The 17961-nt window shown below is 67.0% G+C and carries 22 protein-coding genes; 10 read left to right on the top strand and 12 right to left on the bottom strand.

The annotated features are described in order from the left end of the window. Positions 1–3 precede the first annotated feature (3 nt). From fliQ to fliF, 12 genes are all read right to left on the bottom strand, one after another. On the bottom strand, positions 4–273 hold the full coding sequence (fliQ, locus tag ACGI6K_RS11020) for a flagellar biosynthesis protein FliQ (RefSeq protein ID WP_012700994.1): 270 nt from the start codon (positions 271–273) through the stop codon (positions 4–6). A gap of 13 nt (positions 274–286) precedes the next feature. Beyond that, the gene (gene fliP / locus ACGI6K_RS11015; RefSeq protein WP_376943743.1) at positions 287–1030 is read right to left on the bottom strand and encodes a flagellar type III secretion system pore protein FliP; all 744 of its coding nucleotides are present in this window, start codon (positions 1028–1030) and stop codon (positions 287–289) included. Between the two features lie 11 nt (positions 1031–1041). Next, positions 1042–1464, bottom strand: a complete 423-nt coding sequence (fliO, locus tag ACGI6K_RS11010) for a flagellar biosynthetic protein FliO (protein ID WP_376943599.1) — start codon at positions 1462–1464, stop codon at positions 1042–1044. Continuing rightward, positions 1461–1928 (bottom strand): flagellar motor switch protein FliN, encoded by a 468-nt coding sequence (fliN, locus tag ACGI6K_RS11005; protein ID WP_376943601.1) that lies wholly within the window; start codon positions 1926–1928, stop codon positions 1461–1463. The genes fliO and fliN overlap by 4 nt, the downstream gene beginning before the upstream one ends. Then, entirely contained in the window at positions 1921–2973 is a 1053-nt protein-coding gene (fliM, locus tag ACGI6K_RS11000) for a flagellar motor switch protein FliM (protein WP_376943603.1), read from the bottom strand. The genes fliN and fliM overlap by 8 nt, the downstream gene beginning before the upstream one ends. A gap of 6 nt (positions 2974–2979) precedes the next feature. Beyond that, a complete protein-coding gene (fliL, locus tag ACGI6K_RS10995; protein ID WP_376943605.1) occupies positions 2980–3468 on the bottom strand; it encodes a flagellar basal body-associated protein FliL in 489 nt (162 codons plus the stop codon). A 162-nt stretch (positions 3469–3630) separates the two neighbouring features. After that, positions 3631–5277: a flagellar hook-length control protein FliK gene (locus ACGI6K_RS10990; RefSeq protein ID WP_394543914.1), complete on the bottom strand. Its 1647-nt coding sequence runs from the start codon at positions 5275–5277 to the stop codon at positions 3631–3633. Positions 5278–5288: 11 nt separating this feature from the next. After that, positions 5289–5759: a flagellar export protein FliJ gene (gene fliJ, locus ACGI6K_RS10985; RefSeq protein WP_376943609.1), complete on the bottom strand. Its 471-nt coding sequence runs from the start codon at positions 5757–5759 to the stop codon at positions 5289–5291. Positions 5760–5788: 29 nt separating this feature from the next. Further along, complete coding sequence (gene fliI / locus ACGI6K_RS10980; RefSeq protein ID WP_376943611.1) at positions 5789–7168, bottom strand: flagellar protein export ATPase FliI; 1380 nt, start codon at positions 7166–7168, stop codon at positions 5789–5791. Next, positions 7165–7902, bottom strand: a complete 738-nt coding sequence (fliH, locus tag ACGI6K_RS10975) for a flagellar assembly protein FliH (protein WP_376943613.1) — start codon at positions 7900–7902, stop codon at positions 7165–7167. Before fliH ends, fliI begins: the two co-directional genes overlap by 4 nt. Beyond that, positions 7895–8890, bottom strand: coding sequence for a flagellar motor switch protein FliG (gene fliG, locus ACGI6K_RS10970; RefSeq protein WP_376943615.1), 996 nt, complete (start codon positions 8888–8890; stop codon positions 7895–7897). Before fliG ends, fliH begins: the two co-directional genes overlap by 8 nt. Further along, entirely contained in the window at positions 8887–10620 is a 1734-nt protein-coding gene (fliF, locus tag ACGI6K_RS10965) for a flagellar basal-body MS-ring/collar protein FliF (protein WP_376943617.1), read from the bottom strand. The genes fliG and fliF overlap by 4 nt, the downstream gene beginning before the upstream one ends. A gap of 263 nt (positions 10621–10883) precedes the next feature. On the opposite strand from fliF, the gene fliE reads away from it, so the two are divergent. The 10 genes from fliE (at position 10884) to motB (ending at position 17948) form a co-directional block, all read left to right on the top strand. Then, positions 10884–11210: a flagellar hook-basal body complex protein FliE gene (fliE, locus tag ACGI6K_RS10960; RefSeq protein ID WP_376943619.1), complete on the top strand. Its 327-nt coding sequence runs from the start codon at positions 10884–10886 to the stop codon at positions 11208–11210. A 129-nt stretch (positions 11211–11339) separates the two neighbouring features. Further along, positions 11340–12677 (top strand): flagellar filament capping protein FliD, encoded by a 1338-nt coding sequence (gene fliD / locus ACGI6K_RS10955; RefSeq protein ID WP_376943621.1) that lies wholly within the window; start codon positions 11340–11342, stop codon positions 12675–12677. Positions 12678–12705: 28 nt separating this feature from the next. After that, the gene (gene fliS, locus ACGI6K_RS10950; RefSeq protein ID WP_376943623.1) at positions 12706–13104 is read left to right on the top strand and encodes a flagellar export chaperone FliS; all 399 of its coding nucleotides are present in this window, start codon (positions 12706–12708) and stop codon (positions 13102–13104) included. Between the two features lie 2 nt (positions 13105–13106). Continuing rightward, positions 13107–13490: a flagellar protein FliT gene (fliT, locus tag ACGI6K_RS10945; protein WP_376943625.1), complete on the top strand. Its 384-nt coding sequence runs from the start codon at positions 13107–13109 to the stop codon at positions 13488–13490. Continuing rightward, the gene (locus tag ACGI6K_RS10940) at positions 13487–14587 is read left to right on the top strand and encodes a hypothetical protein (protein WP_376943627.1); all 1101 of its coding nucleotides are present in this window, start codon (positions 13487–13489) and stop codon (positions 14585–14587) included. The genes fliT and ACGI6K_RS10940 overlap by 4 nt, the downstream gene beginning before the upstream one ends. Beyond that, complete coding sequence (locus tag ACGI6K_RS10935) at positions 14580–14864, top strand: EscU/YscU/HrcU family type III secretion system export apparatus switch protein (protein ID WP_376943629.1); 285 nt, start codon at positions 14580–14582, stop codon at positions 14862–14864. The genes ACGI6K_RS10940 and ACGI6K_RS10935 overlap by 8 nt, the downstream gene beginning before the upstream one ends. 227 nt (positions 14865–15091) lie before the next feature. Then, complete coding sequence (gene flhD / locus ACGI6K_RS10930; RefSeq protein WP_376943631.1) at positions 15092–15427, top strand: flagellar transcriptional regulator FlhD; 336 nt, start codon at positions 15092–15094, stop codon at positions 15425–15427. After that, a complete protein-coding gene (gene flhC, locus ACGI6K_RS10925) occupies positions 15424–16005 on the top strand; it encodes a flagellar transcriptional regulator FlhC (protein ID WP_376943633.1) in 582 nt (193 codons plus the stop codon). Before flhD ends, flhC begins: the two co-directional genes overlap by 4 nt. Before the next feature lie 147 nt (positions 16006–16152). Then, positions 16153–17028: a flagellar motor stator protein MotA gene (gene motA / locus ACGI6K_RS10920; RefSeq protein ID WP_376943635.1), complete on the top strand. Its 876-nt coding sequence runs from the start codon at positions 16153–16155 to the stop codon at positions 17026–17028. Next, positions 17025–17948: a flagellar motor protein MotB gene (gene motB / locus ACGI6K_RS10915; RefSeq protein WP_376943637.1), complete on the top strand. Its 924-nt coding sequence runs from the start codon at positions 17025–17027 to the stop codon at positions 17946–17948. Before motA ends, motB begins: the two co-directional genes overlap by 4 nt. Positions 17949–17961 lie beyond the last annotated feature (13 nt).

Below are 17961 nucleotides of genomic sequence, written 5' to 3'. Positions count from 1 at the left end.
GGTTCAGCCGAGCATGCCGGGGAGGTTGGCGAACAGTTCTCGGGTGAAGTCGACGATCAACTGGATCATCAGCGGACCGGCCAGTACCAGCACGGCGAACACCGCGAGAATCTTCGGGATAAACGACAGAGTCATCTCGTTGATCTGGGTGGCCGCCTGGAACAGGCTGACCAGCAGGCCGACCAGCAGCGCGGTGAGTAGCAGCGGGGCGGCGAGGAATAGGGTGACACGCATGCCCTGGTGGGCTAGGTCCATGACCATTTCCGGCGTCATCGGGATCGTCTCTCTATATGTAAAAGCTTTGCGCCAGCGAGCCGATTAGCAACTGCCAGCCGTCGACCAGCACGAAAAGCATCAGCTTGAAGGGCAGAGAAATGGTCGCCGGCGGAACCATCATCATACCCAGCGCCATCAGTACGCTGGCCACCACCAGATCGATGATTAGGAAGGGGATGAAGATGGTGAAGCCGATCTGGAAAGCGGTTTTTAGCTCGCTGGTGACGAAGGCTGGCATCAGCACGCGCATCGGTACCTGCTCGGGGCCTTCGAGTTCGCCCAGCTTGGCCAGGTGAGAGAACAGCGCCAAGTCGCTCTCGCGGGTCTGCGCCAGCATGAACTCGCGGAACGGCTGGCTACCGATTTCGAGGAACTGCTCGAAGCCGATCTCGTCGCGTGAGAAGGGCATCCAGGCGCTCTGGTAGGTACGGTCGAGCACCGGCGACATGATGAACAGGGTGAGGAACAGCGCCAGGCCCAGCAGAACCTGGTTGGGCGGCGCGGCCGGGGTGCCGATGGCGGTGCGCAGCAGGCCGAGGACGATGATGATCCGGGTGAAGGCGGTCATCATCAGCAGCAGGGCCGGCAGAAAAGCCATCGAGCTGAGCAGCAGCAGAGTTTGCAGGCTCAGCGACCATTGCTGGCCGCCGTCGGCCAGCAGTTTGCTGGTGAAGGCGGGCAGGGCGGCCAGGGCGGACGCCGGCAGGCACAGGATGACACCCAGGGCGGCGGCCGACCACAGGCCACGGCGCAGGACGGTCGGATTCATGGTCGCTCCGGGTTGCCGGTCTCGCGGCCGGGCAGGGGCTGCTTGAGTCGCTCGGACAGGGCGCCGGCGAAGCCGCCGCTCGGACGGACGGCGCCCTCCCCGAGCCGCGCCTCGGTGGGCGGTGCCGGCAGTTCGTGGAGCTTGCTGATCTGCTGGGCGGTCACGCCGAGCACCAGCCAAGTACCCTGCACCTCGACGATCACCACCCGCTCGCGGGAGCCCAGCAGACTGCTGCCGATTACCCGCAGGTGCTGGCCGGGCCAGTGGCGGCCGGGGCCGAAACGGCGCAGCAGCCAACTGCAAAGGAAGATCAGGCCGACCACCAGGGCCAGGGCCAAGGCGGTCTTGCCCAGGGCGGCAAGACCCAGCAGGCTGTCGGCGCCGCCCTTCTCCAGGGCGGTCGTTGCGGCGGTGCTCATCGGTTGAGCTTCTGCACCCGCTCGGAGGGGGTGATGATTTCGGTGATGCGGATGCCGTACTTGTCGTCAACCACCACCACCTCGCCCTGGGCGATCAGGTAGCCATTGATGAGGATGTCCATCGGCTCGCCGGCCAGGCCATCCAGTTCGACCACCGAGCCTTGGGCCAACTCCAGCAACTGCTTGATGGTGATCCGCGTGCGGCCGAGTTCGACGCTGAGCTTGACCGGAATGTCCATGATCATGTCCAGGTCGCGCATGCCTTCGGCCGTGGCGCTCTTGCCGAGCGGCTTGAACACATTTTGGCCGGCGTTCTGCATGGCCGGCTCCGGGAGCGTAGCGGCCTGCTCGGAGAGGGCGGCCGCCCAGGGATCGTCCTCGGCCGGCGTGGTGGCCTGCTCGGCCATGGCGCTGGCCCAGCCATCCTCCAGGGTATTCAGGTCGGGTTTTTTCGCGTCAGTCATGGTGGGGTTCCTTGGCGGCGGGCAGGCTGCCCTTGATGAACCGCTCGGTCGTCGCGCCGGCGTTGGCGGATGAATGGTCGATCAGTTCCTTTACCTGCAGGGCGCGCTGGCCGTTCCGGCTGCCGTACTCGCAGCGCATCACCGGTACGCCGTCGACCCGGGCGACGACCGTTTCCGGCAGTTCGATGGGCAACACGTCGCCGACCTTGAGCGCCATGATCTGGCCGATGCGTAGGTCGATGCCGGCGAAGTCGGCGATCAGCTCGATCTGCGACTGCTTGATCTCGCTGGCCATGCGCTTGCCCCACTGGCGCTCCTCGTCCGGGTGGCTGTCGTTGAGCGGCCCGCTGAGCAGGCTGCGCAGCGGCTCGATCATCAGGTAAGGCATGACGATGTTGAAGTCGCTGGCCAGGTTGCCCACTTCCAGGTGGAAGGTGCTGTTGATGACGATCTCGTTGGGCGAACTGGTGATGTTGGCGAACTTGGCCTGCATCTCCGAGCGCAGGTAGTCGATCTCCAGCGGGTACACCGACTTCCAGGCGCTCTGGTAAGCCTCCAGGGCCAGTCCCAGCAGGCGGCGGATGATGCGCTGCTCGGTGTGGGTGAATTCGCGCCCCTCGGACTTGGTGAGGAAGCGGCCGTCGCCACCGAACAGGTTGTCCACCACCATGAACACCAGGGTCGGCGGAAAGACCACCAGCGCCGTGCCACGCAGGGGCTTCATGGCCAGCAGGTTGATGTTGGTCGGCACCGGCACGTTGCGCGCGAAGTCGCTGTAGCTCTGATAGCGCACGTTGTCGATGGTAATGTCGGCGCTGCGGCGGATCAGGTTGAACAGGCTCATGCGGAAGTAGCGAGCGAAACGCTCGTTGATGATGTCCAGCGCATGTAGGCGCTCGCGGATCACCCGGTGCTGGGTAGCCGGATTATAGGGACGGATGCGCTGGTTGCCGGCGGGTTCGCTGGGCGAGCTGTCTTCCTCGCCGCTGACTCCCTTGAGCAGCGCATCGATCTCTTCCTGGGAAAGCAGATCGTCTTGGGCCATGGGCGACTACTGCACTATGAAGTCGGTGTAGAGGACATCGGTCACCTGCAGGGTCGGCTGCGGCGTGGCCATGGGCTGCTGGAGCATCTCGAGGATCTTCGCCGAGAGCTGATCCTTGCCGTTGGGGGTCATCAGCTCGGTGGCGCTCTGCGCGGTGAACAGCTTGAGCAGGCGGCTGCGCAGTTGCGGCATGTAGCTCTTGAGGAATTCCTCGCTAGCCCTGTCCGTCACCTGCAGAGAAAGGCCGACATAGAGCAGGCGCTCCTCGCGCTGCTCGCCGCGCAGGTTGACGGTGAAGGGGCTGATGGGCACGAAGATCGGCGCCGAAAGCGGCTCGGCGGCCGCCTTGGTGGCGTTATCGGCCTCGGCGTGCGCGCCCTTGTTCATGAGGAAGTACACGCCCGCGGCGCTGCCACCGGCGGCGATCAGTACCAGAAGGATCGCCAGCAGCCAGTTGACCTTGCCGCTGCCGCGTGCAGGAGGGGTTTTGCTCATTGCGTGTGCCCTTGAGGGAGGTCGACTCGTTCGGAGAAGAAAAAGTATGCCGATGGAGGCTCGGCTCCGATGGGGCGATAAGACCCCGCTATCGCACGCATCTTGTTGTTTTGCCGGGCGGCCGGTGGCGGAGCGCGGTTCCGTCCGGCCGTTTCGTTCCCGTCAGGCGTACAGGTCGATACCTTCGAGGCGGAGCGGCTTCGGCGCGACGGTTTCGGGCGATCCGGGCACGGCTTCCTCGTTGCTTCCGCCAGCCAGGCTCGTGTCGCTGCTCCAGCCCGTCGGGCGCTCGTCCCGGTGCTGTTGCTGGCGCTCGCCGACCGAGGTTTCGCCCAGGGCGATGCCCTGCTCGGCGAGGGCTTCGCGCAGTTGCGGAATGGCCTGCTCGACCGCCGCGCGAACCTGCGGGTGGGCGGAGAGGAACTGCGCCTGGGCGCCCGACTCGCCGATCTTGAGGCTGATCGACAGCGGACCGAGTTCGGCCGGATGCAAGTGCAGTTCGATTTCCCGCTCGCCGCGCTGTTGCAAGCCGAACAGGTGCTGGCCCAGGTCGCGCTGCCATTCGGAGCTGGCCAGCGGCGTCGTCAGGGTAGCGGTTGTGGCGGCGCTCATCGTGGCGGGAGTGCCTGTCGCCGCGCTGCCGCCAGCGGACGGGCTGACACCGGCGAGCTGGAAGGTAGCGCCATCGGCCGTGCTTGCCAGGCTGGGGGCAGGGTTTTCGCCCGCCCGGGCGCTTTCGGCGGGTACCGGCGCGGGGTCGCTCTGCCTGGCAGCGGATTCGGGCCGGTCCTGGCTGGTGACGACCAGCGCGCCGGGCAGGGGCGGCCGGTCCCGCTCGGCAGCGACGGAAGCCGTCTGGCCGGAAGATTGCTCGGCGTTAGCCGGGGCGGCTGGGGTTGCCGTGTCGACCGCTGGCGGGGAAGCGGCGCCGCCCATAGCGCCGGCCGCCGACAGAGGGATGGCCCTGCCCGTGGCGTCGGCTGCCGGCAGAGAAGTGGGCCCGCCCATGGCGCCGGCCGCCGACAGAGGGATGGCCCTGCCCGTGGCGTCGGCCGCCGGCAGAGAAGTGGCCCCGCCCGTGGCGCCGGCCGCCGACAGAGGGATGGCCCTGCCCGTGGCGTCGGCCGCCGGCAGAGAAGTGGCCCCGCCCGTGGCGCCGGCCGCCGACAGAGGGATGGCCCTGCCCGTGGCGTCGGCCGCCGGCAGAGAAGTGGCCCCGCCCATGGCGCCGGCTGCCGACAGAGAAGTGGCCCCGCCCATGGCGCTGGTCGCCGACGGAGACGGAGCGGGCTGTGCCGGCTGGCCAGTCAAGGCCGTTTCGGCGGTGCCGGAGAACGGCAATTGTCCAGCGCTCTCGATCGCCTGCAGACGCGCACGGATGCGCTGCAGGTCGTCGAGAGCGCCGCTGTCCGCGAGGTCCGGGACATCGGCTGCCGGCAGCAGCGGAGCCGGAAGGAGCGGGGCCAGCGGGGATATGGCCGCCGACTCGGCTGAGTTGTCTTCGAGGCGTTCGTCCGCGGACGGCGAGGTCTCTTCCCGGCCCTCGGACAACGAGGCCGGGCCTGCCGGGGGCAAGCCTGGCAAGGCGGCCGCCAGTGCGCCGGGCAGCGCTGCGCCGGGGGGGGCGACGGTCGGTGTTTGCGTGTCGGTGGCACGCGGGGAAGAGGCCTGCGCGAGCACCTCGAGTGCTTGGCGGCCGGCCGCCTGTTCGAGGCTGCGGGTGAAGTCGCCACCGTTGGTGGCAGGCGAAGGGCTTGGCGGCGCGTTTGTCGCGGCGCCGGACATGGCCGTCAGGGCGATGATATTCATATGGGGACTTCTTACAGGCTGCTGTCGGTCAGGAAGCTGGAAGCACCTTGGCGCAGGCGCAACTGGGCGCCGATTTCGTCGCTGCTGCGCTGTTCGTCGCGGTGCTCGCGTAACCGGCTGAGCCGGGCGCGGCGCTCGACCAGGGTGTCGTAGGAGTTCAGCTTGCGGCGCTGCTCCTGCCAGTGCCGCTGGCTGTGGTCGACCTGTCGGCGCTGTGCGTCGAGGGTCTGCACGGCGCGCTGGATAGCGTCGTCCAGCGAGCCCAGGAAGGCTCGGTAGTTGTGCAGGCTGGCCGGGGCGATGCCTTGCTGCATGGTCTGCTGCAAGCGCTGGCGATATTCCTGGCGGTAGTGTTCGAGGGTGTTCATCTGTTCTTGGGCCTGCCGCTGAGTGCGGCGCTGGTCGGCCAGGGTGCGGCCGGCGACCTCCAGGGCTTCGCGGGTCAGATCGATGAGGGTATCGAGCGCGCTGGTGGTGGACATAGCGGGTCACCTGCCTTGCCTGCACGGCGTCATGGGATGGGAATCACGGCGTTGAGCGCCTTGAGCGTTTCCTCGATGCCGGCGCGCTCGTCGATGCGCTGCTGGAGGAAGCGTTCGAGCTGCGGATAAAGGCTCACCGCGCGGTCCAGTTGCGGATCGTGGCCGGGGGCGTAGGCGCCGACGCTGATCAGATCGCGGTTGCGCTGGTAGCGGGAGAGCGATTGCTTGAACTGCTGGGCTTTGCGCTGCTGCGCGTCGTCGACGATGGCGGTCATCGCCCGGCTGATCGAAGCCTCGATGTCGATGGCCGGGTAGTGACCGCTTTCCGCCAGGGCTCTCGAGAGCACGATGTGGCCGTCGAGGATCGCCCGCGCCGAGTCGGCGATCGGGTCCTGCTGATCGTCGCCTTCGCTGAGCACGGTGTAGAAGGCGGTGATCGAGCCGCCGCCGCGCGGTCCGTTGCCGGTACGCTCGACCAGCCTGGGCAGCTTGGCGAACACCGACGGCGGATAGCCCTTGGTGGCCGGCGGCTCGCCGATGGCCAGGGCGATCTCGCGCTGGGCCATGGCGTAGCGGGTCAGCGAGTCCATGATCAGCAGCACGTCGCGGCCGGCATCGCGAAAGTCCTCGGCCAGCCGGGTGGCGTAGGCGGCGCCCTGCAGGCGCTGCAGTGGCGAATTGTCGGCCGGGGCGGCGACCACCACCGAGCGGCGCAGGCCTTCCGCGCCGAGGATGTTGTCGATGAAGTCCTGCACCTCGCGGCCGCGCTCGCCGATCAGCCCGACCACGATGACGTCGGCGCGGGTATAGCGCGCCATCATGCCGAGCAGCACCGACTTGCCGACCCCGGAACCGGCGAACAGGCCCATGCGCTGGCCGCGGCCGACGCTGAGTAGGCCGTTGATAGCGCGGATGCCGACGTCGATCTGGCGGTCGATGGGCGCCCGGTGCAGTGGGTTCAGCGGCGGGGTGTGCAGGCTGGCGTGGTGCACCCCGTCCAGCGGACCCAGGCCGTCGAGCGGCTGGCCGCTGCTATCGACGACCCGGCCGAGCAGGCGTTCGCCGAGCGGAAAGCGCCGCGCGCCGAGGGCGTCGCCGCCTTCGCCGAGCGGGAATACCCGGGCGCCCGGACGCAGACCGGTGATCTCCTCCAGCGGCATGAGGAATAGGCGCTCCCCGGCGAAGCCGACCACTTCGGCTTCAGCTTGGCGCGCCTCGCCGCCGGGCTGGGCGGCCAGTTCGATGCGGCACACGCCGCCCAGCGGGATGTCCAGGCCGACGGCTTCGAGGACCATGCCGGTGGCCCGCACGATGCGCCCGCTGCGCCGGTACGGCGGCAGCTCGTCGAGGCGCCTCTGCAGGCCGTCGAGAGCCTGTGCCCAGTGCTGTCGGTGGGGATTGGCGGTCACGTCGCGAATTCCTCGCCGGCAGCCGGCACGGCGGGACGCTTGCGCACCTGGCGGACGATCGCCGCCCAGCGGCTTTCCCAGGTGGCGTCGAGATCGCCGCTCTGGCTGGTCGCCCGGCAGCCGCCGCGAGTGATCAGGGCGTCCGGCTGGAGCTGCCAGCCGGCGGCCTCCAGTTCGGCGCCGAGCTGCTCGCGGACCACTTGCAGGTCGGCCGGATGCAGCCACAGGCGCGGCTTGCCGGCGAGCAGCGGTTCGCTGTGCAGCAGGGCGCGGACGGTCGGCAGGATGTGCTCGGGCTCGACCCGCAGCGCCTCGCCGGCCAGTTGCCGAGCGCCGGCCAGGGCTAACTCGACTAGTTGCTCGGCGATCTCTGCGTCGAGCTGGGCGAGCGCCTGCTCGAAGCTCTGCGCCAGGGCACGCAGCGGTTCCGCGGCTTCGCGGATCTTCTCCTGCAGGGCCCGCTCGCCGGTCTGGCGGCCTTCTTCCAGGCCCTGCGCGTGACCGGCCGTCCGTCCGGCGGCGAAACCCTCCTCGTACCCCTGGCGACGGGCCTCCTCGCGGACCTGTTCGCGCAGCGCCTTGAGTTCGGCGTCGCGCTTGAAGGCCTGCTGGCGCTGGACCTCGCGACGCTGCCGTTCGGGGTCGGGCCGGGCGTCGTGCGGACGACCCAACTCGTCCATCCGCCAGGGACGCCAGGGGGCGCCATCGCGCGACCAGGACGGTTGATCAGACATAGGCATCGTCTCCGCCGCCGAGCACTATCTCGCCGCTGTCGGCCAGGCGGCGAACGATCTGCAGGATTGTCTTCTGCTCGGCCTCGACTTGGGAGATGCGGATCGGCCCGCGCGCCTCCATGTCTTCCCGCAGCAGTTGGGCGGCCCGGTTCGACATGTTCGCCAGGAACTTGTCGAGCAGCGCCGGTGGGGCGCCCTTGAGCGCGATAACCAGGGAGTTGCTCTCCACCTGGTTGAGAATCAACTGGATGCTGCGGTCGTCCAGTTCCAGCAGGTTCTCGAACAGGAACATCTCGTCGAGGATCTTCTGCGCCAGGTCTTCGTTGTGGGCGCGCACGGTCTGGATGGCGATTTCCTCGAAGGTCGAGTTCATCAGGTTGAGGATTTCCGCTGCGGTCCTCACGCCGCCCATCTTGCTGCGCTTGAGGTTCTGGCCGTTGAGCATGCCGCCGAGCACTTCGGTCAGCTCGTGCAGGGCGATCGGCTGCACGCCGCTGAAGGTGGCGATGCGCAGGATGATGTCGTTGCGCAGGCGCTCGTCGAACAGCTCCAGCACGTTGGCGGCCTGGTGGCGCTCCAGGTGCACCAGAATGGTGGCGATGATCTGCGGGTGTTCGTCGCGGATCATCTCGGCGACCGCCGAGGCCTCCATCAGGTTCAGCTTGTCGATGCCGCTGCCGGTGTTGGTGCTTTCCAGGATGTCGTCGATCAGGCTGGCCGCCCGCTCGCTGCCCAGGGCCTTGGTCAGCACGGCGCGGATGTGTTCGCTGGACTGGATGCTGATCGCCGCGTACTGATCGGTCTCGTCCATGAACTCTTCGAGCACCTGGCGCATCTCCTCGTGCGACACCTGGTTGAGGCGGGCCATCTCCATGCCGATTTCCTGCACATCGTGGTTGGGCAGGTACTTGAAAACTTCGGCCGCGCTGTCCTCGTCGAGGGACAGTAAGAGGATCGCGCTGCGCCGTGCGCTGGTCATTTCAATCATTTCTCTTCTTTCTTCATCCAGCCGCGGACGATCATGGCTACCAGGCGTGGGTCTTCCTTGGCCATCTCGCGCAGGCTCTGCAGGTTCTGTTCATAAATCGGCGACTTGCGCCGCAGGTCGCGCCGCTGGTTCTCCTCGGCGGCCAGGGCCGGCCCCCGGGATGCTTCGAGGGCGAGTTGCGCGGCTTCGGCGGCTTCGGCGGCCTCGGCCCTGGCGCTGGCTTCGGCGGCTAGCTTCTCCCGGTGGCGGCGCTTCAGCGGGCGCAGCACCATCAGCCAGAGCAGCAGGGCGATGAAGGCCACCAACAGGTAGCGCGACAGGCTGGTCGCCAGGTTGTAGAACTCCGGCGTCTTCCACCATTCCTGCTGGTCGACGACCAGGGTGTCGGCGAAGGGGCTGTTCATGATTTCCAGCTGGTCGCCGCGGGAGTCCGTGAAGCCCATGGCCTGGCGGACCAGACGGTCGATCCGCGCCAGTTCCTCCTGGCTCAGCGGCTCGCGGCTAGCCTGGCCGTCCTTGATCGCGTCGCGGTAATTGACCACCACTGCGGCGGACAGGCGTTGCACGCTGCCGCGCCGGTACTGTACGTGCTCGACGCTGCGGTCGACCTCGTAGTTGGTCGTGTTGTCGCGGTTCAGCGTTGTGGGCGCCTTTTCCGCGGCCGCGGCGGTGGCCTGGCCGGCTTCCCCGCCGCCGGCATTGCCGGTCTGTGTCGTTGTGTTCGCGGCGGGAGCGGGCGGCGGTGAATTCGGCGGGCTGTTGGTCAGCGCGCCGGGTACCCCACGGGCCTGCTCGGTACCGCCGGACAGGTTCTCGGAGAGTTGCTGGCTGCGCACCGCCGCTTCGCCGGGCTGCTGGTTGGGGGCGTAGCGCTCGGCGGTCTGTTCGCGGCTGGCGAAGTCGATCTGCGCGACTACCTGGGCACGGACATTCTGCGCGCCGAGGATCGGCGCGAGGATGTTCTCGATGCGTCGCTGGTAGGAGCGTTCTACCTCGTCAATATAGTCCAGTTGGGTGCCGTCGAGGTCGCGGGCGCCGCCCTGCCGGGAGAGCAGGCGGCCGTTCTGGTCGACCACGGTGACCGCGTCGATGGAAAGCCCCGGTACGCTGGAGGAGACCAGGTGGGCGATGGCGTTGACCTGGCTCTCGCCCAGCTCGCGGCCCGGTTGCAGGTTGAGCACCACCGAGGCGCGCGCCGGCTCGCGCTCGCGGACGAATACCGACTGCTTGGCCATGACCAGGTGCACGCGAGCTCGCGAAACCGGGCCGAGCGATTCGATCGAGCGTGCCAGTTCGCCTTCCAAGCCGCGCTGGAAGTTGATCTGCTCGGCGAACTGGCTGACGCCGAAGGCCTGTTTGTCGAGCAGCTCGAAACCGACGTTGCCGCCCTGCGGCAGGCCCTGCTCGGCCAGTTGCAGACGCAGGGTGTGCAACTGGTCGGCCGGTACCAACAGGCTGTGGCCGCCTTCGCTCAGTCGATAGGGAATGGCGCGCTTATCCAGCTCGCCGATGATCCTTCCGCCGTCGGCCTCGTCGAGGTTGGCGAACAAGACCCGGTACTCGGGCTCGCGGGCCCAGAGCAGCAGGGCGGCGACAATCGCCACCACCGCCGCGCCGGCCAGCATCAGCGGCAGCAGCGGCTGGCTGCGCATCGGTGCGACCAAGCGTTCGACGAGGGGCGGGGCGGGAGTGGCGAGCGCGGTGCCCGGTCCGGTAACCGCGTTACTCACAAGCATCTCCGGTCAAAAGGCTGAAGCGATAGGAAAAGCATGGGGAAATCCAGTTCCTGGAGGTAGGTTGCACGCGTTCGGATCGGCCGGCAGCGCAAGTGCGCACGGCTGATTTGGGACGAGGGTCATTATCCGGGGCGGCCCTGTGCCTAAAGGTTCAAAAAGCCATGGCTTTTAGGGCCAATTGGCTGCTTGCCCGGTCGGTCCGCATTGATAGGCTTACGATCATCGAACGCCCGTCCATTTTTCTTGCAGGCTTGTCCATGAATTCGCCCGCCATCCAGTCCGCCCTGCAGCAGATGCAGATTCTCGCCGGCCAGGCCGCCGGTGCTTCCGCTCCGGGTCCCCAGTTGGCCGAGCTCGCGCCGGGGGGGTTCGCCGGCGAGCTGCGCGCGGCGATCCACCGGATCAACCACCTGCAGCAGACCGCTAGCGACAGCTCCGACGCCTTCCAGGCCGGCGAGCCGGGAGTGGCCCTGAATGACGTGATGGTGGACATGCAGAAGGCCAGCGTGGCCTTCCAGATGGGCGTGCAGGTGCGCAACCGGCTGGTCAGCGCCTACAAGGAAGTGATGAACATGCAGATCTGAAACGCTGCCGGTGGTCGCTAAAGTCCTGGTCGGCGAGGCCGATATACCTAGGGCAGAAAACGACATCGGCAATCGCGCGACCGCCCGCTCCGCGGACTACCGCGCCGTTTCATAAGGAGTGATACTGACATGCCTACCATCACGTCACTGGGCGTCGGCTCGGGGCTCGATCTCACCGGTCTTCTCGGTCAGCTCGAGAAGGCCGAGCGCCAGAAACTCACCGTCATCACCGACCAGAAAAGCGTCATTTCCAGCAAAATTTCCGCCTTCGGCAATTTGCAGAGTGCCCTGAGCAGCCTGCAGGGCACGGTCGAGACGCTGGCCAAGGCCTCCACCTACCAGGGCCAGACCAGCAGCATCAGCGGCAGCAACGTGGCCGTGGCGGTGACCGCCGATGCCGTGCCGGGCAGCTACGAGGTGCAGGTGAGCCAGCTCGCCAAGGCGCACAGCCTGGCCAGCAGCGGCGTGGCCGACAAGACCGCCGCCGCGGCGACCGGCACCCTGACCATCCAGAGTGGCGACGAAACCCTGGAGATCGAGCTGAGCGAGGGTAGTAATTCCCTGGAGGACATCCGCGACGCCATCAATGCCGGGGATGGCGGCGTTACCGCCTCGCTGGTTAACGACGGCAGCGGCACGCCTTGGCGCCTGGTGCTGACCGCCAAGGCCACCGGCACCGAGGCGGAGATCGCGGTCGGCGGTTCCGCGGCCGCCGCGCTGGGCTTCACCACGACCGCGGAGGCCAAGGATGCCCAATTGACTGTCAATGGCATCGCCATCACCAGCCAGGGCAATACCGTCGAGGGCGCCCTGCAGGGGGTGACCCTGACCCTTTCCGCTACCGGCGACGCCCAGACCCTGACCGTCAAGCGCGACACCGGCTCGATCAAGACGGCCATCAACAGCTTCGTCAGCGCCTACAACACCCTGGACCGCGTCGCCGACAGCCTCACCTCCTTCGATTCCGACAGCGGTAATGCCGGTGTCCTGCTCGGCGACTCGACCCTACGCGGCGTGCAGAGCAAGCTGCGCCAAGTGATCAGCGGCGGACTTGACGAGGGTACCTATCGCTACCTGTCGGACCTGGGGATCTCGCTGCAGCTTGACGGCACCCTGAAAGTCGACGACAGCAAGCTGAGCGAGGCGCTCGAAGGCGACCTGACGGATATCCAGGCGCTGTTCGTCGGTACCGACGAACAGCCGGGGCTGGCCGCCGGGCTAGGCGATTCGCTGGACGCCATTCTCGACGAGGACGGCGCGCTCAGCTCAGCCATCGAGGGCTTGGAGTCGCGCAACGAGGCGCTCGGCGAGCGCTACACGCGCATGGAAAGCAGCATCGAGACGCTCATGGCGCGCTATACCAAGCAGTTCTCGGCGCTCGATACACTGATCGCCCAGATGAACTCGACCAGCAGCTATCTGACCCAGCAGTTCGACGCCTTGAACGCCATGCTGAGCGATTCATAGATCCGTAAGAAATGAAGGGGAGGTGGACATGACCGTCATGCGCGGGGCCAATGCCTATGCCAGGGTGGGGGTGGAGAGCGGGGTCATGTCGGCCTCTCCCCACCAGTTGATCGTAATGCTGTTCGATGGTGTCCAGGCGGCGATCCGTACGGCCCGGTTGCACATGCAGGCAGGCAACGTCGCGGAGAAGGGCAAAGCCATTTCCAAGGCGCTTGATATCGTTAACATGGGCCTCTCCGCCGCGCTGGACCACGAGCGCGGCGGCGAACTGGCCGGACGCCTGGAGCAGCTCTACGCCTACGTGTCGCGGCTGCTGCTGCGCGCCAACCTGCACGACGACGAGCGCAGCCTGGACGAGGCCGCCGCCCTGCTGGAGGAGATCGGTTCCGCCTGGCGCGAGATTGGCCCCCGGGCGGGGGGAAGCTGAGCATGGGCGAGTGGTCGCAACTCATCGACTCCTATGAGCAGCTTCTGCTGCAGTCGCAAAGCATGCTGGAACTGGCCCGCCGCGGCGACTGGACGACCCTGCTGCAGGTGAGGTCCTGCGGCCTGATCGACGCCGAGCGGCTGCAGCGGCTGGAGGCCGGAGTTTTGCTCGGGAGACAGGAGCGACTGCGCAAGGCCGAGCTGCTGGAGCAGATCCTGGCGCTGGATGCGGAGATCCGCACGCATCTGCTGGCGCGCCGCGATGAACTTGTCCTGCTGATGCGCAACTCGCGCCGCCAGCGCGAACTGGACCGCGCCTACCGTCCCGCCATGGACTCGTCGATCGTGTACAGGATCGACGACCGCTTCGGCAAAGGTTCGCCGTGAGCGGGATCACGCCGTTGCTCGACACCCTGCTGAAGCAGGTGCTGGGCAAGCCGGTCGATCTGCCGGTGGAGAGGCCGGCGAATCGACCGGTGGAGCCGGTAGTGCCCGGCGAGGCGGTGCGCGCGCTGGAAGGGGATTCGCGCCTGGATGCGCGGGTCGCCCGCTCGGCGGCGGCGCCGCTCGAAACGCCGCGCCAGGACGAACGGGTGGCCGCGCGCCAGGCGCCCGCGGCGGGGCCGGATTCCGCCGCGATCCGTCTCAGTCCGGCGGCGCGTGCCATCGCCGACGCGCTGCTTCGGCAGCCGGAGCGGCCGGTGGCGATCGCCCCGGCCGCGCCCCTGCTGCCCGCTGGCGCTTCCGCTCCGGCCGCCGCGCTGCTCGCCGGCCTGCTCCGGCAGAGCATCGGCGAAAGCGGGCTGTTTTACGAGGCGCACCTGGCGCGCTGGTATCACGGCGAATTGCCGCTGCAGGCGCTGGCGCGCGAGCCGCAGATGGCTGGCTGGCAGCCGCCGGCGGAGGGCCCGCCGCCCCCGTCGCGCCCCGGCGTCGAGGCGGCGCCTGCCGCGCTGCCGGCGCCCGCCGCAGCGGATGCCGCGGCCGTCGACGAGCAGCTACCCGCCACGGTGCCGCCCGCCGCGGTCGAGGAGGCTCCGCGCCACGGGCCGGCACTAGAGCCTGAGCAGGCGCAGGGCCTGGTCCGGCAACAACTGGAGCTGCTGACCAATCCGTCGCTGCGCTGGCAGGGCGAGGTCTGGCCAGGCCTGTTCATGTCCCTGTCCCTGCAGGCGCCGGAGGCGCAGCGGCGGGGTTCGTCGCGTTCGGACGAAGGCAGTGCGGGCGGCGAGGGCGGCGTGGAAGAGGAGCGCTGGAGCCTGCGGCTCGATCTGTGCTTGCCCGGCCAGGGCGATCTGCAGGTGGAAGCCTGGCTGGATGCACGGTCCCTGTCGCTGACTCTAGGCAGCGACTCGCCGGCCGTGCTGGAATATTTCGCGCGTGATGGTGAGCGCTTGCGCGAGCGCATCGCGGAATGCTTCCCCGGCGAGATCGCCCTGCGCTGCGTCGATGCGCGCCGGAGCGCGGAGGCAGCCGATGGATGAGGCGCGCGGCGAGCGCCGCCAGGCGTTGGCGCTGAGCTACGCGGAAGGCGACGCGGCGCCGCGGGTGGTGGCCAAGGGATATGGCCAACTGGCCGAGCGCATTGTCGCCGAGGCGCACCGCCAGGGCGTTCCGGTGCATGCCGCGCCGGAACTGGTGGGCCTGCTCATGCAGGTGGATCTGGATGCGCAGATTCCGCCGCAGCTCTACCAGGTGGTGGCCGAACTGCTGGTCTGGGCCTACGGCCTCGAGGCGAATCGCCGCACGCCCATCGACTAAGGGAGCGGAAGCCTCTCGTCCCTGCTGCTTCTACGATTTTCCGTGAGTCCGCCAGAGCGGATACAGCGATTCCATGATAAAGTTCAAAAAATAATGCTCAAAAAGCTCAATTTTTTGATGTTGTTCACGATTTACGTGCCAACCATTTCTAACATGACGTTTTTTTAGGAAATCTTCATAGGCGTTCCGGGTCCGGGGTGCTTGTCGTTGGAGTTACAGGAGTACCAATGGTTGTCGATACCCTCATCGAAGAGATTCAGGATTTGAATCTCACCTATCTGCTGCTAGTGCAGCGGTTACTACGCAAGGATCGCGCTACCGCCATTTTCCGTTTGAAGCTGAGCGACGAGATGGCCGACCTGCTAGCGGGGTTATCGAGTAAGCAACTGGCGCAGTTGGCGCGCATCAATCAATTGATTTGCAGGCCGGGCTTCGAGGATGCCGGGCAGTTGACGAAGGTCTTGAACAATTCACGCGAGCCGGGGTTGACGCGGTTGCACGCCTCCTTGCTGATGGTTTCCGCCGATCGTGCGGCGGGGCGAGCGAGGACTGTCGAGCCATGACGGAAAAGAGTCTGCTGAACGAAATGATGCAGGTGCAACTGGCCATCGAACTGATCGAGCTGGGCGCCCGCCTGCAGGTGTTGGAAACCGAGACCGATCTCAGCCGAGGCCGGCTGATCCGTCTGTACAAGGAATTGCGGGGCGTGTCGCCGCCGAAGGGCATGCTGCCCTTTTCCACCGATTGGTTCGTGACCTGGCTGCCGAACATCCATTCCTCGCTGTTCTACGGGATCTATCGCAATTTGAAGGAGCAATGCGGCTGCGAGCGAATGGAGGCCTTCGTCAAGGCTTTCCGACTCTATCTGGAGCAGGTGAGCCTGGATGACGCCGAATTCGTCCTCGGCCTGACCCGGGCCTGGACGCTGGTGCGTTTCTTCGAGAGCGGCATGCTCGAGATGGTCCGCTGCACCTGTTGTAGCGGAAAGTTCGTGGTCCATGCCCATGCGCCGGCCCGGGACTTCGTCTGCGGCATCTGCCAGCCGCCGTCGCGCGCCGGTAAGACGCGCAAGCGGCGGGAGATCGAGTTGCTGGCGGCCGCCGCCGGTCCCATGCTGCCGGGAGCCTGCGCCGAGGGCTGAGCGCGGCAGTCTCCTTCCCGCCACTCGAAGCTTCCCGCTTTTGCCGGTCCCGGATCGCCGGGGCCGGCAAATTTTTTTGATCGCCCTCAAGCCGAGTTCTTTCCTGCCGATATCCCGGATACCGCTTTATTCTGGAAGGACGCGCCTGTGCTGATCGCTCTGGGTATCATCGTTGTCATGCTCTCGGTCTTCGGCGGCTATGCGCTGTCCGGTGGCAGCCTGGGGGCGCTGTACCAGCCTCTCGAACTGCTGACCATCGGCGGCGCCGCGGTCGGCGCCTTCATAGCCGCCAACAACGGCAAGATCATCAAGGCGACCCTGGGGGCCTTCTCCCGCCTGCGGCGCACCAACAGCTACGACAAGGCGCTTTACCTGGAGCTGATGTCGCTGCTCTACAACTTGCTGAGCAAGGCTCGGCGCGAAGGCATGCTGGCTATCGAGAAAGAGATCGAAAATCCGGCCGAAAGCGCGCTGTTCGGCGAATACCCCAAAGTCGTCCAGGACCCGATGATCCTCACTTTCCTCACCGACTATCTGCGCTTGATGATCAGCGGCAATATGGCTGCCCACGAACTCGACGAGCTGATGGTTCACGAGATCGAGGAATTCGAGCACGAGGCTCACCTGCCGGTGGACGCGCTGACCAAGGTCAGCGACGCCCTGCCGGCCTTCGGCATCGTCGCCGCGGTGATGGGCGTGGTGAAGGCACTGAGCATCGCCGACGCCGGCCCCGACGAAATGGGGCTGATGATCGCCCACGCATTGGTCGGCACCTTCCTCGGCATCCTGCTCGCCTACGGGGTTGTCGCGCCGGTTGCCAGCCGCGTCGACCGTCAAGTCGGCGAGGCGGTGAAGATGCTCCAGTGCATGCGCGTCACCCTGCTCGCCAGCCTCAACGGCTATGCTCCGCAACTGGCCGTGGAGTTCGGTCGCAAAGCCCTGCATAGCACCGAGCGGCCCTCGGCCGGCGAACTCGAGGAGCATGTGCACAACAGCAAGGGCGCCGGAGCCGGCAACGCATGAGCAGCGAGCGTCCCGTCATCATCATCCGCCGCAAGAAGCGCGGCGGAGGAGGCCACCACGGCGGCGCCTGGAAGATCGCCTTCGCCGATTTCATGACGGCGCTGATGGCGCTGTTCCTGGTGCTCTGGATGCTCGCCAACTCTGGCGAGGCGCAAAAGGCCGCGGTCGCCGAATATTTCCGCACGCCGCTCGTGGTGGCGCTGATGGGCGGGGACCGTGAGGGGGCCAACGAGAACGTCATCCCCGGCGGCGGTTCCGACCCGGCCTTCGCCGAGGGCGAGCGCTTTCGCATCGATCCGCAACTGGCGTCGCGCCTCGTCGACGAGCAGGAGCGCGCACGCCTCAAGCAACTGGAGCGGCGCATCAGGGAGGCCTTGTCGATCAATCCGATCCTCAAGGAACTCAAGGACCAGATCCTGATCGACCTCACCCCCGAAGGCCTGCGCATCCAGCTCGTGGATACCGAGCAACGGCCGATGTTCGAGATCGGCAGCGCCAAGGTGGCTCCCTACATGCGCACCCTGCTGCGTACCCTGGCGCCGATGCTCAACGAACTGCCGAACCGCATCCAGATCAGCGGGCATACCGACAGCCTGCCCTATGCCGGCGGCGAGACGGGCTACAGCAACTGGGAGCTGTCGGCCGATCGCGCCAATGCCTCGCGTCGCGAGCTGATCGCCGGGGGGCTGGCCCTGGAAAAACTGCTGCGCACCTCGGGGATGTCCGACCGCATTCCCTTCAAAGGCTCCGCGCCGAACGATGCGGCCAACCGGCGCATCGCGGTGATCGTCCTGGACAGCCGCTTTGCCGATTCGATTCTCGAACAGCGCGAATACGGGCCCCTGCCGGGCACCGGCGACCGGCCGGCGACGGATGGCGCAGCTCGGGTCGGTACCGGCCCGGAGGCCGCCAAACCTTGACCAACTACCATAT

The sequence above is a fragment of the Azorhizophilus paspali genome, from assembly GCF_043587585.2.
Taxonomy (GTDB): domain Bacteria; phylum Pseudomonadota; class Gammaproteobacteria; order Pseudomonadales; family Pseudomonadaceae; genus Azotobacter; species Azotobacter paspali.
The sequence above is the reverse complement of the archived record's forward strand: the minus strand, read 5'-3'. Positions and strand labels throughout refer to the sequence as shown.

What these genes read in the sequence shown, in the direction of transcription:
- fliQ (WP_012700994.1), bottom strand. Translation starts at nt 273, where the DNA reads ATGACGCCGGAAATGGTCATGGACCTAGCCCACCAGGGCATGCGTGTC.
- fliO (WP_376943599.1), bottom strand. Translation starts at nt 1,464, where the DNA reads ATGAGCACCGCCGCAACGACCGCCCTGGAGAAGGGCGGCGCCGACAGC.
- fliN (WP_376943601.1), bottom strand. Translation starts at nt 1,928, where the DNA reads ATGACTGACGCGAAAAAACCCGACCTGAATACCCTGGAGGATGGCTGG.
- fliM (WP_376943603.1), bottom strand. Translation starts at nt 2,973, where the DNA reads ATGGCCCAAGACGATCTGCTTTCCCAGGAAGAGATCGATGCGCTGCTC.
- fliL (WP_376943605.1), bottom strand. Translation starts at nt 3,468, where the DNA reads ATGAGCAAAACCCCTCCTGCACGCGGCAGCGGCAAGGTCAACTGGCTG.
- ACGI6K_RS10990 (WP_394543914.1), bottom strand. Translation starts at nt 5,277, where the DNA reads ATGAATATCATCGCCCTGACGGCCATGTCCGGCGCCGCGACAAACGCG.
- fliJ (WP_376943609.1), bottom strand. Translation starts at nt 5,759, where the DNA reads ATGTCCACCACCAGCGCGCTCGATACCCTCATCGATCTGACCCGCGAA.
- fliH (WP_376943613.1), bottom strand. Translation starts at nt 7,902, where the DNA reads ATGTCTGATCAACCGTCCTGGTCGCGCGATGGCGCCCCCTGGCGTCCC.
- fliG (WP_376943615.1), bottom strand. Translation starts at nt 8,890, where the DNA reads ATGATTGAAATGACCAGCGCACGGCGCAGCGCGATCCTCTTACTGTCC.
- fliE (WP_376943619.1), top strand. Translation starts at nt 10,884, where the DNA reads ATGAATTCGCCCGCCATCCAGTCCGCCCTGCAGCAGATGCAGATTCTC.
- fliD (WP_376943621.1), top strand. Translation starts at nt 11,340, where the DNA reads ATGCCTACCATCACGTCACTGGGCGTCGGCTCGGGGCTCGATCTCACC.
- fliS (WP_376943623.1), top strand. Translation starts at nt 12,706, where the DNA reads ATGACCGTCATGCGCGGGGCCAATGCCTATGCCAGGGTGGGGGTGGAG.
- fliT (WP_376943625.1), top strand. Translation starts at nt 13,107, where the DNA reads ATGGGCGAGTGGTCGCAACTCATCGACTCCTATGAGCAGCTTCTGCTG.
- ACGI6K_RS10935 (WP_376943629.1), top strand. Translation starts at nt 14,580, where the DNA reads ATGGATGAGGCGCGCGGCGAGCGCCGCCAGGCGTTGGCGCTGAGCTAC.
- flhD (WP_376943631.1), top strand. Translation starts at nt 15,092, where the DNA reads ATGGTTGTCGATACCCTCATCGAAGAGATTCAGGATTTGAATCTCACC.
- flhC (WP_376943633.1), top strand. Translation starts at nt 15,424, where the DNA reads ATGACGGAAAAGAGTCTGCTGAACGAAATGATGCAGGTGCAACTGGCC.
- motB (WP_376943637.1), top strand. Translation starts at nt 17,025, where the DNA reads ATGAGCAGCGAGCGTCCCGTCATCATCATCCGCCGCAAGAAGCGCGGC.